Source organism: Desulforhopalus glucosivorans (assembly GCF_054397165.1).
In genome coordinates this window covers 3,025,989-3,041,294 of record NZ_AP044854.1, presented here as the reverse complement: position 1 = coordinate 3,041,294, position 15,306 = coordinate 3,025,989, and the positions used below count along the sequence as shown (strand labels likewise).

At 44.9% G+C, this 15,306-nt stretch carries 12 protein-coding genes; all 12 read left to right on the top strand.

The genetic code is table 11. The features are described from left to right. Window positions 1-31: 31 nt before the first annotated feature. Window positions 32-1,171: a DVU0298 family protein gene (locus tag ACX6CI_RS13290; RefSeq protein ID WP_458774129.1), complete on the top strand. Its 1,140-nt coding sequence runs from the start codon at window positions 32-34 to the stop codon at window positions 1,169-1,171. Beyond that, the gene (locus tag ACX6CI_RS13285; protein WP_458774128.1) at window positions 1,164-1,760 is read left to right on the top strand and encodes a tetratricopeptide repeat protein; all 597 of its coding nucleotides are present in this window, start codon (window positions 1,164-1,166) and stop codon (window positions 1,758-1,760) included. Before ACX6CI_RS13290 ends, ACX6CI_RS13285 begins: the two co-directional genes overlap by 8 nt. Before the next feature lie 22 nt (window positions 1,761-1,782). After that, window positions 1,783-2,439 (top strand): riboflavin synthase, encoded by a 657-nt coding sequence (locus tag ACX6CI_RS13280; RefSeq protein ID WP_458774127.1) that lies wholly within the window; start codon window positions 1,783-1,785, stop codon window positions 2,437-2,439. 48 nt (window positions 2,440-2,487) lie between these two features. Beyond that, a complete protein-coding gene (locus tag ACX6CI_RS13275) occupies window positions 2,488-3,699 on the top strand; it encodes a bifunctional 3,4-dihydroxy-2-butanone-4-phosphate synthase/GTP cyclohydrolase II (protein ID WP_458774126.1) in 1,212 nt (403 codons plus the stop codon). 37 nt (window positions 3,700-3,736) lie between these two features. After that, window positions 3,737-4,204: a 6,7-dimethyl-8-ribityllumazine synthase gene (ribH, locus tag ACX6CI_RS13270; protein WP_458774125.1), complete on the top strand. Its 468-nt coding sequence runs from the start codon at window positions 3,737-3,739 to the stop codon at window positions 4,202-4,204. 315 nt (window positions 4,205-4,519) lie between these two features. Further along, the gene (nusB, locus tag ACX6CI_RS13265) at window positions 4,520-4,948 is read left to right on the top strand and encodes a transcription antitermination factor NusB (RefSeq protein WP_458774124.1); all 429 of its coding nucleotides are present in this window, start codon (window positions 4,520-4,522) and stop codon (window positions 4,946-4,948) included. Between the two features lie 99 nt (window positions 4,949-5,047). Beyond that, complete coding sequence (locus ACX6CI_RS13260) at window positions 5,048-7,189, top strand: FtsK/SpoIIIE family DNA translocase (protein ID WP_458774123.1); 2,142 nt, start codon at window positions 5,048-5,050, stop codon at window positions 7,187-7,189. Window positions 7,190-7,449: 260 nt separating this feature from the next. Continuing rightward, the gene (gene aprB, locus ACX6CI_RS13255; RefSeq protein WP_458774122.1) at window positions 7,450-7,866 is read left to right on the top strand and encodes an adenylyl-sulfate reductase subunit beta; all 417 of its coding nucleotides are present in this window, start codon (window positions 7,450-7,452) and stop codon (window positions 7,864-7,866) included. A gap of 54 nt (window positions 7,867-7,920) precedes the next feature. Continuing rightward, the gene (gene aprA / locus ACX6CI_RS13250; RefSeq protein WP_458774121.1) at window positions 7,921-9,939 is read left to right on the top strand and encodes an adenylyl-sulfate reductase subunit alpha; all 2,019 of its coding nucleotides are present in this window, start codon (window positions 7,921-7,923) and stop codon (window positions 9,937-9,939) included. A 349-nt stretch (window positions 9,940-10,288) separates the two neighbouring features. After that, window positions 10,289-11,548 carry a CoB--CoM heterodisulfide reductase iron-sulfur subunit A family protein gene (locus tag ACX6CI_RS13245; RefSeq protein ID WP_458774120.1) on the top strand — a complete coding sequence of 420 codons (1,260 nt, stop codon included), beginning with the start codon at window positions 10,289-10,291 and terminating at the stop codon, window positions 11,546-11,548. Window positions 11,549-11,554: 6 nt separating this feature from the next. Then, window positions 11,555-13,816, top strand: coding sequence for a hydrogenase iron-sulfur subunit (locus tag ACX6CI_RS13240; RefSeq protein ID WP_458774119.1), 2,262 nt, complete (start codon window positions 11,555-11,557; stop codon window positions 13,814-13,816). Between the two features lie 179 nt (window positions 13,817-13,995). Then, complete coding sequence (gene qmoC, locus ACX6CI_RS13235; RefSeq protein ID WP_458774118.1) at window positions 13,996-15,183, top strand: quinone-interacting membrane-bound oxidoreductase complex subunit QmoC; 1,188 nt, start codon at window positions 13,996-13,998, stop codon at window positions 15,181-15,183. Window positions 15,184-15,306: the final 123 nt, after the last annotated feature.

Here is a 15,306-nt window from a genome sequence, read left to right as displayed (position 1 = left end):
AGAGTTCCCTGTACAAAAAGAGCGATATATAATGTCTAAAGATCATAATGTTGTACGTCCATGGTGTCCTTTCTGTGGGCAGAATGTAGCAAAACCGTCCCATGCACCGGAAAGAAAGATGAATGAATTTCCCGTGGGACGTTGCCTCTGTGGCGCCGTGTATACCAGTGATGCAACAGGTCATAACGTTGGTTCTGCTATTGTGGAAACCCTTGTGTATGCCTGTAATGATAATGCTGACTTTGCCTGGGAATTATTGCCGGAAGATGATTACCTCACAGGCAGGATTGAAAACTATGATGAGGGGCAGAATCAGGTTGTAGCCAAAAAAAATATTGATGGCCGCGCAGTACGTGGTGTTCTTTATTTTGTCAGGTTGCACACTGATATTCAGGAAATCGCCAAGAGATTCAAAGATAAGCAGGATGGCGTTCTGCAGGAAGTAATTCCTGCAATCAAAGAGGAACGTACAGTAGTTGTTGAACCTGCTCCAGCAAAGGGGCACGTTGCGAAAAAATCCAATAAAAGACTGGTGAAGCAACTGGTTGAAGCCGGTGATATTGATACGCTCGTTGGACTGTGTCTTGATGACAAAAAGACACTTCGTTTGATGCAGCGTCTTCTCTATGATCCCGATGATGCCAAGAGATGGCACATCGCCTATATGATTGGCAAGGTCTGTGAACGGGTGGCTACACGAGATCCTGGTTCTGTGTCAGAGTTGTTGCATCGTCTTTTTGAGGCGTGTTCAGATTCTGCTGCGACTCCATGGGGTATGGTTGAGACCATTGGTTATGTTGTTTCACTGAGACCGGATATTTTTGGCGCTTTTGCACGGCACCTGCTCAACTATGTTGGGGAGCCTTCGACCATAAATCAGACAATTTGGGGTCTAGCTGAGATCGCAGGTGATAGGCCTGATCTTATAAGAAAAACTCCGTTTTATAACCTTTTTCATTTTCTGAAACATCCGGAAGCCCAGGTTCGAGGTCAGGTGGTTCGGCTGCTGGGCCGAATTAAGGCAACAGAGGCTTCTATTCAGCTGATGGAACTGGTAAACGATAACTCAGAATTTTTGTACTGTGATGAGGGCAAGCTCGTGAGTGCTACAGTGGCCGAGGTTGCAGCCGTTGCAATACAAGCAATACAAAAGGGACCAAACAATGAGTAGTGATAATATACAACCTCTCGACGCTATTGCGCCAATGGATGACAGTAAGGCAAAAAAAGAGACTGATCCTGTAAAGGCTGAGTATGAGGAAGGTAAGAAATTCTATGAAAATCAGTCTTATGGGCAGGCAGCAGTAGCTTTACATAACGCTCTGGTTGGTTTCCAAGAGAAAAAAGATGAAAACGGTATTGCCAATGCGAGTAACCAGCTGGGGCATGTTTGTATTGCTCGTGGGGAATTTGAAAGCGCATTAACCCACTACCAGAAGGCGTATGATATTTGTGATAAGTCCAATGACCGAATGAGTATTCTGGCTGTTATGGCGAAGATGATTGAGGCCAATACCGGTCTTGAACGTTATGATGCTGCAATTACTCTGGCCCTTGATGTTCTCGATCATTATCAGGATAACAGGGATCCTCAGGGCTCCGTTGATACTCTTGAGAAAATGGCGGATATCTATGTTGCTAAAGGTGATAAGTCCAAGGCGGCTGACGCGTATCGTACCATAAGTTCAATTCATAAGAATTTTAAGCATGATAATATTGCGGCTAAATATCTTGAAAAAGCAGCAGATCTTGAGGTCTGATCGGACTGCTAAGGAATAGGCCATGTTTACAGGGATAGTTGCCGGACTCGGTAAGTTGACAGGCAAGAGAAGCGTTGGTGGTGGACTTGCATTTGAAATTGAAGCAGGTTTTGATCTAAGCGACCCGGAAGAGGGCGAGTCAATTGCGGTTAATGGTGTGTGTCTTACTGCCTATAACATACGCGGCCGTCATTTCACTGCAGATGTATCTCCCGAAACCTTATCGAGAACTAAGCTTGGGCATGTTGGTTCTGGTGATACGCTAAACCTGGAGCGGGCTCTTCGTCTTTCCGACAGGTTAGGCGGACATATGGTTTCTGGTCATGTGGATTGTTTGGCCAGTGTAAGTGCCAAAAAAGCGCTTGGTGATTACACCATATTTGACTTCACTCTGCCCGCGGAGCATGGTAGGTACATAATTGAAAAAGGCTCAATTACAATTGATGGGGTGAGTCTTACTGTGAATAGTTGTGGAAGGGGAACCTTCTCTGTTTCGATTATCCCCCATACTCTAAAAACAACGACGCTGGGTCAGCTTAACGTTGGCAGCAAGGTTAATATCGAAGTAGATATTATTGGCAAGTATGTAGAGAAACTGCTCGCACCTAAAGAAGGTGGCGAAAAGGATACCGGAGAGATTCTCAACCCAGGATTTTTAGCTCAACACGGATTTATGTAGACCCTGTATAAGGGATACTGTTACTAATTTTTAAAAGTGTGAATTACTATGGCTGTGAGTGCAATTGAAGACGTAATAGAGGACATTAGGGCCGGTAAGATGGTCATTCTGGTTGATGATGAAGATCGTGAAAATGAGGGTGATCTCTATATGGCCGCTGAAGATGTTGACGCAGAAGCCGTCAACTTCATGGCAACCCACGGTCGTGGTCTTATCTGTTTGACCCTCACTGGAGAGCTTGTGGATAAACTGCAGCTTCCTATGATGGTTCCCAAAAACACCTCCCCCTACGGAACAGGTTTTACCATCAGTATCGAAGCCAGAACTGGTGTTTCAACAGGTATTTCTGCAGCAGACAGGGCAAGAACTATTTTAGCAGCAGTGGCTCCTGATGCAAAACCTGAAGATCTGGTTAGCCCAGGCCACATTTTTCCACTTCGCGCAAGAGACGGCGGTGTACTTGTCCGCACCGGACAGACTGAAGGGTCCGTCGATTTGTCACGACTTGCCGGCAAGTTACCTGCAGGTGTTATCTGTGAAGTAATGAAAGAAGATGGCACCATGGCTCGCATGCCGGATCTTGAAATATTTGCTGAAAAGCATGATCTTAAAATTGCAACCATAGCTGATCTGGTAGCCTATCGTCTGCGCGAAGATATGCTTATTACCCGTGAAGTCGTTGCACGTGTTCCTACTGAACATGCCGGAGAGTTTAAAGCCCACGTTTATACCAATACCGTCGATAACCTCGAACATGTTGCCCTTGTTAAAGGCGATGTGAACGGTGATGAGCCAGTGCTTGTCAGGGTTCACTCCGAGTGTCTGACTGGTGATGTCTTTGGTTCAGCCAGGTGTGATTGCGGTCTTCAGCTCCATGCTGCCATGAAGATGATTGATGAGCGTGGTAGTGGCATTGTCTTGTATATGCGTCAGGAAGGCCGGGGGATTGGTCTTGTGAATAAGCTCAAAGCGTATTGCCTTCAGGATGACGAGGGTGTTGATACTGTTGAGGCGAATCACAGACTTGGCTTTAAGAGTGATCTGCGTGATTACGGCATTGGTGCACAGATTCTTCGTGATCTTGGCGTGAACAAGATGGCGATTTTGACAAATAATCCCAAAAAGATTGTCGGTCTTGAAGGCTACGGTATCCAGGTTGTTGAACGCCTTGCCCTTGAAATGCCTGCAGGTGATGAAAGTCGCGATTACCTGACCTGTAAAAGGGACCGAATGGGACATCTTATAGAAGTTGACAAATAATTATATAGCTACGGCTCTAAAATCAATGGTGTAAAACATGGCTAATTTTATTGAAGGTAATCTGAAGGCTGATGGAAAGAAGTTTGCAATTGTGGTTGCACGTTTTAATTCCTTTCTTGTTGAAAAGCTTTTAGAAGGTGCATTGGACAGTCTTGTGCGTTCAGGTGCTCTGGATAGCGATATTGATGTTGTTCGTGTTCCTGGTGCTTTTGAGATTCCACTTGTAGCTAAAAAACTTGCAGGTGCCCAGAAATATGACGCTGTCATTGTTCTTGGTGTTGTGATCCGGGGTGCAACCCCTCACTTTGATGTTGTCGTTAACGAGGTCTCAAAAGGATCAGCTCAAGCAAGCCTTGAGACCGGGGTTCCTGTTCTGTTTGGTGTTCTCACCACAGAGTCCATTGAGCAAGCCATCGAAAGAAGTGGCACCAAGGCTGGTAATAAAGGAAGTGAAGTTGCTGTTGCTGCAATCGAAATGGCTAATCTGATCGACGCGCTAGACTGATACTGTCTTGTGTTGCACCCGGTTACGTGAAAACTCTGTCCGGGGTACGTGCTTTTTTGTAAATAGAATTTATCAGGAATAAAAATATACTTTCCTGGGTAAGGCACGAATAGTATGACAGAATGTTGCCAGAGAAATGAGGGGCCGGATAGGAGGGAGACTTCCACTGGCCCCTTTTGGTATTTTTGAAATTTATTCGGATTTAAGATCTAATTCTTCTATTGAACGAATGCTTTTCACGGGTGTATAGATCTGGCGTAATTCCCGGTTTTCGGGGTAGTATTAAAAAAAACTTACATGAGACCTTAAATTATAATGGGTATACGGCGCATATCGAGGGAAGCTGCCCTCCAGTTTTTGTATCAGGAAGACTTTACTATTACGGCAGGTCAGGAGTTTGGCTACGATCTGGAAGAGCGTTTTGAGCTTTTTTGCACACTTTTTCAGGTGAATAAGAAGTCAAGGCCCTACGCTCTTACTCTTTTGAAGGGTATTACTGCCTCCCTTGAAGAGATCGATAGCACGATTAGCAAATCAGCTACCCACTGGCGACTGCCGCGCATTGCTGCAACTGATCGCAACCTGCTTCGACTTGCAGTGTACGAAATGATCTATTGCGACAGTGTGCCTCCCCAGGTGGCTATTAATGAGGTGATGGAGATTGCCAAGAAATTTGCCGGGGAAGAATCACCCAAATTTATAAATGGTATTCTTGATGCTGTACTGACTGCGCAAAAGCAGTAGTTGCTCATTGGGGCGCTTCTTGCATTTATAGTGAATTCCGGGTACATGTGTGCCCGAAGGACTTGCTAAAATGTTAAATTAAGAAGTGGTAAAACCAATATGGCTCCAAAAACTGAACCTGCAAAACCGGGATTAAAACAGGAAGCTCTTGCTGTTCTCGGTATTTGTCTCTCTCTCTTTCTTTATCTTAGTCTTTTTGCCTATATCTTTAAGTTTGATGCCAATTGGAGTGGTAAGGTTGGTAATCTGATAGCAGAAGTTCTTTTCGGTTTTATCGGCTGGGGTGCTTACTTACTTCCCACTCTGTTGATGATTTCCTCCTTCTTGTTCTTTGGTTCTAAGATAAGTTTTCAACGCTTGCCCCATGTTGTTGCCGGGTTAACCGGAGCCATGATTTCCTTTTGTGGTCTGCTTTCATCCTTTACGATTCGCGATGAATCGTTTCTTGGAGCTGGCGGATTCTTAGGTAAAACTGGCTTTGTCCTACTGGACGCTGTGGTTGGCCATGGTGGCACAGTGCTCGTTTTTCTTATGGTGTTTCTCATCTCACTGATGTTGTCTGCCCAGTTTTCCCCGTACCAGCTTTTGGTTGCTACAGGAAAGGGGCTCAAGAAACTATGGGCAAGTGTTAAGGCGTCCAGGAGGACAGTGACAGAAGATGAGCATGAATCTGAGGGGAAACCAAAGAGGAGGCGAAAGCGTACTCCTAAGGTGGAGGTGCCAACGCCTGGAGTAAGTGTGGCTGAGAGTAATACCGTCCCTGTGTTGAAAGAGCCTGCGAGAAGCAAAAAAAACAGTGAGAAGGAAGAAGAGTTTGCTACCATGCCCGTTGCAAGAGGCGACTGGAAGCTTCCACCACTCTCACTCTTGAGTAGTGCGGAGCAGGTTCATGAGAAGATAGATAAAGAAGTGTATTATAAGCTATCAATGCAGCTTGAACAGAAGCTTAAGAACTTTGGAGTGTCCGGAAAAGTTGTAGGGATTTCCCCGGGGCCTGTGGTCACAACCTATGAATATTCTCCTGCTCCCGGTGTTAAAATTAATAAGATTGCAGGACTTGCAGATGATCTTGCCCTGGGTTTAAAGGCGCAGTCGGTGCGTGTTGTTGGCTCAGTTCCTGGAAAAGCGGCCCTTGGGATCGAGATACCAAACGATAATCGACAGATCGTATTTATTCGTGAGCTAATAGGGGCAAAAGAGTACCGGGTAAACTCCCATAAATTATCCATTGCCCTTGGGCTGGATGTTGTTGGTAATCTGTCCATGGCAAACCTGTCTAAAATGCCTCATCTACTCATAGCTGGTGCTACCGGGGCTGGTAAGAGTGTTGGTATTAATACTATTATTGCCTCTATACTTTATAATGCGACCCCTGAAGAAGTACGTTTTCTGATGGTTGATCCTAAGAGAATTGAACTCTCAGGCTATGAGGGTATTCCACACCTCCTGCATCCGGTGGTGGTAGATCCAAAGCTTGCTTCAAGAGCTCTTAACTGGGCAGTACGGGAGATGGAAAGGCGATATCGGCTTCTAGAAGAAGCCAAGGTGAAAAGTTTTGATAGCTACAATCAGAGAGAGATGGAAAAGCTTCCGTATATCGTAGTGATTGTAGATGAGCTTGCAGATCTTATGATGGTTGCCTCAAAGGATGTGGAGGCCGCAATTGCACGACTTGCACAGATGGCAAGAGCTGCAGGTATTCATATGATCCTTGCAACGCAGCGGCCTTCTGTTGATGTGTTGACAGGGCTAATTAAGGCAAATTTCCCCACCCGAATTTCCTTTAAGGTTTCTTCAAAAATTGATTCGAGAACAATTCTTGATGCAGGTGGAGCTGAGCATTTGCTCGGGGCAGGAGATATGCTATTTCTCGCACCAGGAACTTCAGCCATAAAAAGAATTCATGGAGCGTATATCTCTGAAAAAGAAACCTCTGATATTGTTGATTTCTGGAAAACGCAGGGGGAATCAACTTACGATGAAGCTGTAATGCATGAGATAGAAAAAGATCCGGCAGGAGCTGAAGGTAGCGAAAAAGAAGATTTTGATGAAAGGTATGACGAGGCCGTCGCCATAGTTACAGAGGCCGGCCAAGCTTCTATTTCCATGGTACAGAGACGACTGAGGGTTGGTTATAACAGGGCGGCAAGGATGATAGAAACCATGGAGAAAGAGGGCATCGTGGGCCCCGCTGACGGAGCTAAGCCCCGGGAGGTAATTGTACGGGGTGAATACAGTTAGGCCTAATGGGCCTACCAATAAATTTTCTTGACAATTACCAGCCAACCTAATATAAAAAAGCCTTGAATTATAAATGAGTGCTCATTCATAAACTTCTTCTAAAGAGCACTGATCTATATGGTTTTTTAAGGTATTGCTTGTTTAATCGTGCTGTTGTAAGACCGTATGTGAACAAGATGTTTTTTTAGATGTAAATAGTTTAAGTGGACCCTGTCGGTTCAGGGTCACAACAGTTAATAAAAAACTGAGGAGGTAGTTGAATGCCTAGTTATGTAGATCCTGCCAAATGTGATGGCTGCAAAGGTGGAGATAAAACGGCGTGCATGTACATCTGTCCCAATGACTTGATGGTTTTAAACGTTGAGTCCATGCTGGCTTACAATCAAGAGCCTGATGCATGTTGGGAATGTTATTCCTGTGTTAAGATTTGCCCACAAGGCGCAATCTTTGTTCGTGGATACGATGATTTCGTACCTATGGGCGGTCAGGTTCATCCTATGAGATCTTCTGATTCCATCATGTGGACTGTTAAGTTCCGTAATGGTAATATGAAGCGTTTTAAGTTCCCAATTCGTACTACCGCTGAGGGTGCTGCCAATGCTTACGCTGGAGAGACCGGAGCAAATCTAGACGATGAGTGCTTGTTGCTCGAGTCTGATCTCCCAACCCCTAAGTAAGTTAAGTTAGAAACTTTATAACTAAAAAAATCTTATTTTTAAGGAGATTTGAAAATGGCATTACCTAATAAACCAAAAGGCGAGTTGGCCGCGGTTGTGAACCCAGAGGTTGTCGAACACGATGTGGATTGTCTCATCGTTGGTGGTGGTATGGCAGCTTGTGGTACCGCTTTTGAAATCAAGAAGTGGGCTCCTGCTGACTTGAAAATCGTACTTGTTGATAAAGCATCTCTCGAGCGTTCTGGTGCAGTTGCTCAGGGTCTTTCTGCAATTAACACCTACATTGGTGAGAACCCAATTGAGAATTACGTAAAAATGGTACGTAACGATCTTATGGGTGTTGTACGTGAAGATTTAATCTACGACTGTGGTCGTCACGTAGATGAGTCTGTTAAGCTTTTCGAAGAGTGGGGCCTCCCAGTCTGGAAGAAAGATGCTGATGGTGAGAACCTTGATGGTTCCAAGCCAGCTGCAACCCTACGTGAAGGTGGAACCCCTGTACGTACCGGTAAATGGCAGATCATGATCAACGGTGAGTCTTACAAGTGTATCGTTGCTGAGCCAGCTGCTACCGCTCTTGGCGCAGACAACATCATGGAAAGAATCTTTATCGTTAAGCTTCTTCTTGACAAAAACAAGCCAAACCAAATTGCTGGTGCAGCTGGTTTCTCTACCCGTGAGAACAAAGTACACATCTTCCGTTGCAAAACTGCAATGGTTGCTTGTGGTGGTGCGGTTAATATTTTCCGTCCACGTTCAACTGGTGAAGGTAAAGGTCGTGCATGGTATCCAGTATGGAACGCAGGTTCCACTTACACCATGTGTGCTCAGGTTGGTGCTACCCTTACCATGATGGAAAACCGTTTCACCCCAGCCCGTTTTAAAGATGGTTACGGTCCTGTTGGTGCATGGTTCCTTCTCTTCAAAGCTAAAGTACAGAACGGTCTTGGTGAGTTCTATGCAAACAGCGATGCAGTGAAAGATGAGCTCGAAAAATTCATGCCTTATGGCGCTTCTGCAGTTACTCCTACCTGTCTACGTAACCACTTGATGATCAACGAGCTGAAAGAAGGTCGTGGTCCAATCTATATGGCTACTGACGTTGCTCTTAACGCTTTCATTGATGAGCGTCGTGAAGCTGGTATGGATGAGAAGAAACTGAAGAAGTTCTGGAAGCATCTCGAGTCTGAAGCTTGGGAAGATTTCCTCGATATGTCAGTTGGCCAGGCTGGTCTATGGGCTGGTGCTGATGTTGAGCCTGAGAAAGTTGGTTCTGAGATTATGCCAACCGAACCATACATGCTCGGATCACACTCCGGTTGTTGTGGTATCTGGGTTTCTGGTCCAGAGGAAGATTGGGTTCCTGAGATCGCTAACGATTCCCGTGCTCACAAGTACAAGTGGGGCTATAATCGTATGACCACCGTTGACGGACTCTTCACCGCAGGTGATGGTGTTGGTGCTTCTGGTCATAAGTTCTCTTCCGGTTCCCATGCTGAAGGTCGTATTTGTGCTAAGCAGATGGTTAAGTTCTGTCGTGATAACGCAGACTTTAAACCAGAGCTCAAGCAAACCGCTCAGGAAATCGCTGACGAGATTTACGCACCAGTTAGATTGTACCAAGAGCACGTTGGTGCATCTACCGCTGAAGATGTGAATCCTAACTACTGCAAGCCTGCAGGTCTCATGATGCGTCTCATGAAAGCTACCGATGAGTATGGTGGTGGAGTTGCAACTTATTACATGACCTCTGGTAAGCTTCTCAATATCTGTCTCGATCTGCTCCGTCTTCTCCGTGAAGATGCTGCTAAGATGGCTGCTGGTGACCTGCATGAATTGCTCCGTTGCTGGGAAAACTACCATCGTATCTGGTGTGTTGAGACTCATATCCGTCACATCGAGTTCCGTGAGGAATCTCGTTACCCAGGATTCTATTACAGATCTGATTTCCCAACCTGTGATGATGAAAACTGGAAGTGCTTTGTAAACTCTACTTTTGATCCTGCTACTGAAGAGTGGAAGTGTGAGAAAGTTGAGTGTGTTAATATCATCGAGACCGAGCCTTGGATTTAATCTTAGGTGCAGGTAGTTTGATATGAAGTAATAAAAATCTCCAGAAGTCATTGACTTCTGGAGATTTTTTGTATCCGTAGTTTTGGTTTATGTTGGTCTGTGAGAGCTTGCATCTCCGGTCAACATAAGCTAAAACTAACTCCGGTATTTAAGGAATAAGGCCTGGGTTAGTACCTTACGAACATTCATTGAGCAACAGTTGCTCAATGAATTGATACGGTGCTAATGTTCTACGTTTTAAAAGGTTGTTATCCGTTTAACAGTTGTCATTGCATTGTTTCTCCTTTGTGGGGAAGCGCTTGGTTCGCATGGCAATAGTATAATATTTTAGGTAATTATGGAGGTAGGTATGACTGACGAGCAAGGCACCTCTGGTGCAGTATTGGTCGTAGGTGGTGGAATCAGCGGGTTAACTGCTGCTCTGGAAACCGCTGAAGTCGGAAATGATGTGTTTCTTGTAGAAAAGAGCGCTACATTTGGCGGGCGAGTAGCTCAGCTTAATGAATATTTTCCGAAGATGTGTCCACCAAGTTGCGGCCTGGAGATTAACTTCAAGCGTATCAAAGATAACCGTAAAATCAGGACCTATTCAATGACCACAGTGAAAGCTGTGAGCGGCGGACCTGGTAACTACGAGGTTACCCTTGAGACTGCACCAAGGTATGTAAACAGCAATTGTACCGCATGTGGTGATTGTGCGGCTGCATGTGAAGATGAGATCGATAATGATTTCAACTTTGGTATGGATAAAACAAAGGCTGCATACCTTCCCCACGCAATGGCTTTTCCACGTCGCTATGTTATAGATAAAAGCGCACTGAGTGCTGCTGGAGCGGACGCTGTTAAGGCTGCATGTAAGTATAATGCTGTAGACCTGGACATGCAGGTTCAGACCAGCACTATTCAGGTCGCTTCCATCGTTTGGGCTACCGGTTGGGAACCATATGATCCAACCAAGATGGAGAACCTTAAGTTTGGCCAGTCTCAATCAATCGTGACTAATATGATGATTGAGAGAATGGCTGCTCCAAGTGGTCCTACCGGTGGTAAGATTCTTCGCCCTGGTGATAACAAGGAAATTGAATCCATTGCATTTGTTCAATGCGCTGGATCCCGTGATGAAAATCACCTCGAGTACTGTTCTCACATCTGCTGTATGGCAACACTAAAGCAGATGACCTATGTCAGAGAGCAGTACCCTGATGCACAAATCTATGTGTTCTACATTGACCTTAGAACTCCTGGTAAGTACGAGAAATTCCGTGAAGTAAGAACTGCTGACGAGAAAGCTACCTTTATTAAGGGTAAGGTTGCAGACGTTTCCGTTGAGGCAGATGGAAGTGTAACTGTAATAGCTGAAAATGCTGTCACCGGTGAGAAAATTTCACAACAGGTTGATATGGCGGTACTTGCAACTGGTATGCAACCATCACTAGCTTTACAAGCAGCTCCTGCTGATCTGCAGATGGACGAAAACGGCTTTGTTATTTCTGATGCTGACAAGGCTATGATCGCTGCTGGTTGTGCAAAGAAAGCGGCAGACGTTGTGACTTGTACTCAATCTTCAACTGCAGCTGCCTTAAAGGCAATTCAAGTTTCCAGGAGGTAGAAATCGATGGATAAAAAATATTGCGCATATATATGTGCTGGTTGTGGCATTGGTGATGCGCTCGATCTTGAGGAGCTTACCGAAGTTGTAACTGGTGAAATGTCCATGGACTGCAAGACCCATGCTTGCCTGTGTGGTGCTGAAGGTCGTGCATTTATTGAAGCGGACATAAAAGAAGGTGTTAACACAGTTGTAGTGGGTGCATGCTCCCCACGTGTTATGACCGATGAGTTTAATTTTGGTGCAGATAAAATCACTGTTCGTGCCAACCTTCGTGAGCAGGTTGTCTGGTCAGAGGTTAAGCCTGCTGAAGGTGAAGAGCCTGAAGCTGATGCAGCTGAGTGGCTTGCTGAAACTGCTGGTGATTACATGCGTATGGCATGTACCCGTGCTAAAAAGACTGAACTTGCTGAAGCCTTCCAGCTTGATGCAATCAATAAAACTATCCTTGTTATGGGTGGTGGTCTTGCAGGTCTTACTGCTGCTAAAGAAGCAGCGGATGCCGGGTACGAAGTAATCATCGTTGAAAGAGAAGATGCTCTCGGTGGCAAGGCGCTTGGTTGGAGGAAGTCATTTCCTACTAAGGCTCCCTGGACCTCTCTTGAAGAAAATCCCATTGCAGCTCTTGTTGCTGAAGTTGAGGGTAATGCTAAAATTACCGTTAAGCTGGCAACTGAAGTTGCACGTATTACTGGTCAACCTGGAGACTTTGGTATTTCCTTTAAGGCTGCTGGAACCACTTCAGAGTGGGATGCACCGGCCAAGGTTACTGTAGACGAGCAAGAGCTCATTGACAAAGGTGAGAAAGAAGATCCTAATGATGGACTGATCAAATATACTGAGATCAATCCTGATGCAGTTATGGTTGGATCTGTTGTTCTTGCGACCGGTTGGAAGCCTGCCGATGTTTCTGAATATGAACATCTTGGTCATGGCAAATTGTCAAATGTTGTAACTAATGCTGAATTTGAGAAGCTCTCAAAGGCTGGCAAGGTACCAGCAAATGTCGCTTTCATCCAAAGTCCAGGCGGTAAGGATAACGATAAGGATTTTCCTTACTGTAACTCTGTTACCTCCATGGTTGCTTTGAAGCAGGCTCAGTATGTTTGTGAAGACAATGCAGAAGGTAAGGCATATGTTTTGTATCAGCACATGAGAACTCCTGGTTCAATGGAGCTATTTTACAAGAACGCTCAGAACAATGACGGAATATTTCTCACCAAGGGTTGCGTTACCCAGGTTGAAGAGAATGGTGGTGGGCTTAAGGTGTCTGTTGAAGATACCCTCCTTGGTGAAGACATCACTATCGACGTTGATATGGTCGTACTTGCTGCCGGTATGGAGCCAATGACCCTTCATGAGAACTCAATTAATCTCGCGTATCGTCAGGGACCTACTTTCAACGATCTAGACCTTTTTGATGGATATGCTGATTCCCACTTTATCTGCTTCCCATATGAGACCAGAAGAACCGGTGTCTATGCCTGTGGTGGTGTGAGAAAAGCTGAGACCATGGAAGAGGCGGTTGACGATGCAACTGGTGCAGCATTGAAGGCTATTCAGTGTATTGAATCTTCTGATCGAGGTGTTTCTGTACACCCAAGATCAGGTGATGCAACATACCCTGAGTTCTTCATGCAGAGATGTACCCAGTGTAAGCGTTGTACTGAGGAATGTCCTTTTGGCGCACTTGATGATGATGAGAAGGGTACACCTCTTCCAAATCCAACAAGATGTCGTCGTTGTGGTACCTGTATGGGTGCCTGTCCTGAGCGTATCATTGGCTTCAAGGATTATAACATCGATCTTATTGGTTCCATGGTCAAGGCTGTAGAAGTTCCAGAAGATGATGACGACAGACTTCGTATCGTTGTTTTCGTTTGTGAGAACGATGCGTATCCAGCGATTGATATGGCGGGAATGAAGAAGTTGGGCATAAACCATATGATCCGCTTTATTCCTGTTCGTTGTCTTGGATCTGTGAATATGGCCTGGATTAGAGATGCTCTGTCTGCTGGTATGGACGGTGCAATGCTTCTAGGATGTACCTACGGTGATGACTATCAGTGTCACTTTGTTAAAGGATCCGAGATTGCTAATAAGCGTATGGAAAACATCGGTGATACACTTTCTACTCTTGGTCTTGAGCCTGAAAGATGTGCTGCTAATCAGATAGCAATTACAGACTATGACAAGATCCCTCAGATACTTAATGATTTCGTAGAAGAAATCGTTGAAATGGGCCCTAATCCTTTTAAAGGTTTCTAACCTGTTTTTTATCAAGAGTAACCACGGGCCATCCTGTGGTTACTTGATTGGCCCTTAGTGCCTTGGAGATTCTATTTGTATGTTTTTCTTACAATGTGAGAATCAATCTGAGAAAGGTGCTTGTCCCGTTAACCGGGGTTAGCTAAGTTATAGTACTGATAATTGAACAGGAGGAAGAAATGAATGTTCAACCGGATTTAGAATTTATAAGAACCTTGAAGGAGGCGGGGGGGGATACACTGAAAAAATGCTATCAGTGTGCTACCTGTTCTGTTACTTGCCCTCTTTCAACTGAAGAAAAGCCGTTTCCAAGAAAAGAAATGATTTGGGCCGGTTGGGGAATGAAGGACAAACTGGTTACCGATCCAGATGTCTTTTTATGCCATCAATGTGGTGACTGTACTGCCAATTGTCCCCGTGGTGCAAAACCCGGCGATGTCTTAGGTGCAATTCGTTCATACGCATACACCTTTTATGGATGGCCAAAACCCCTTGCAAAGCTTGCTTCAAGTGCGAAGGGACTGCCAATGCTCATAGGTATCCCAGCTGTTATTATTCTTGTGCTATGGCTGCTCTCTGGAGCTATGCATATCCCGAGCAATGATTATTTCGCAGAGCATGGTTACCACCATTTCTTTGGGGAATGGGGATTTAAGTGGTACGCTAAGAATATCTTCTTTATTGTACTCTTTATGGTACCCGCCCTGGGTCTTGGTCTCTTTTCTGGCGGAATGGGAATCTATAAGATGTGGAAGGCCATGGCCAAAGATGCAGGTATGAACCCCGAGTATAGACCGCCTGTTCTTGAGTTTGTAACTAAGTTTATCTGGCCATCCATTGTTGAAATTGTTTCCCACAAACGTTTTGAAGAGTGTGGAGAGCAGGCAGATCGTGTTCGCGGTCATCTCCCATTAATGCTCGCTTTTATGGGCCTTTTTGTAGTGACAATTTGGTCGCTTGTTAAAAATGATGTACTTGGACTGATCTGGCCATCACTCATCGGACCAATGTCCATCTATGACCCTTTTAAGATACTTGCAAATATTAGTGCTGTAGCACTTCTATTCGGTATTGCAGTTCTCTGGAAAAACAGAAAGAAAATGGAAGCCGAACAGAACACCCAGGCTACCTTTTATGACTGGTTCCTTATCTGGGAGATCGTAGCCGTCGGTGTTACAGGTCTTGGTGCAGAGCTCTTGCGTTGGGCCGGTATGCCTGCTCTGGGTTATGTTGTATACTTTTTGCACTTAGTTTCTATTATGATGCTCTTTTTGTATCTCCCATACACTAAGCTTGCTCATTTATTGTACAGAACCACCGCGTATACTTTTGAAAAGTATCGTAGTAGTGAATATGCTGGAAAATAGTAATAGTGTAAAATATGTGATGTAAAACAGGTAAAATCTGTTTTTTAAAGGGCCTGGTCATTTGACTAGGCCCTTTTTTTATACTCTAAAGAAAAATATGTGTTATTCATAATAACGATAACT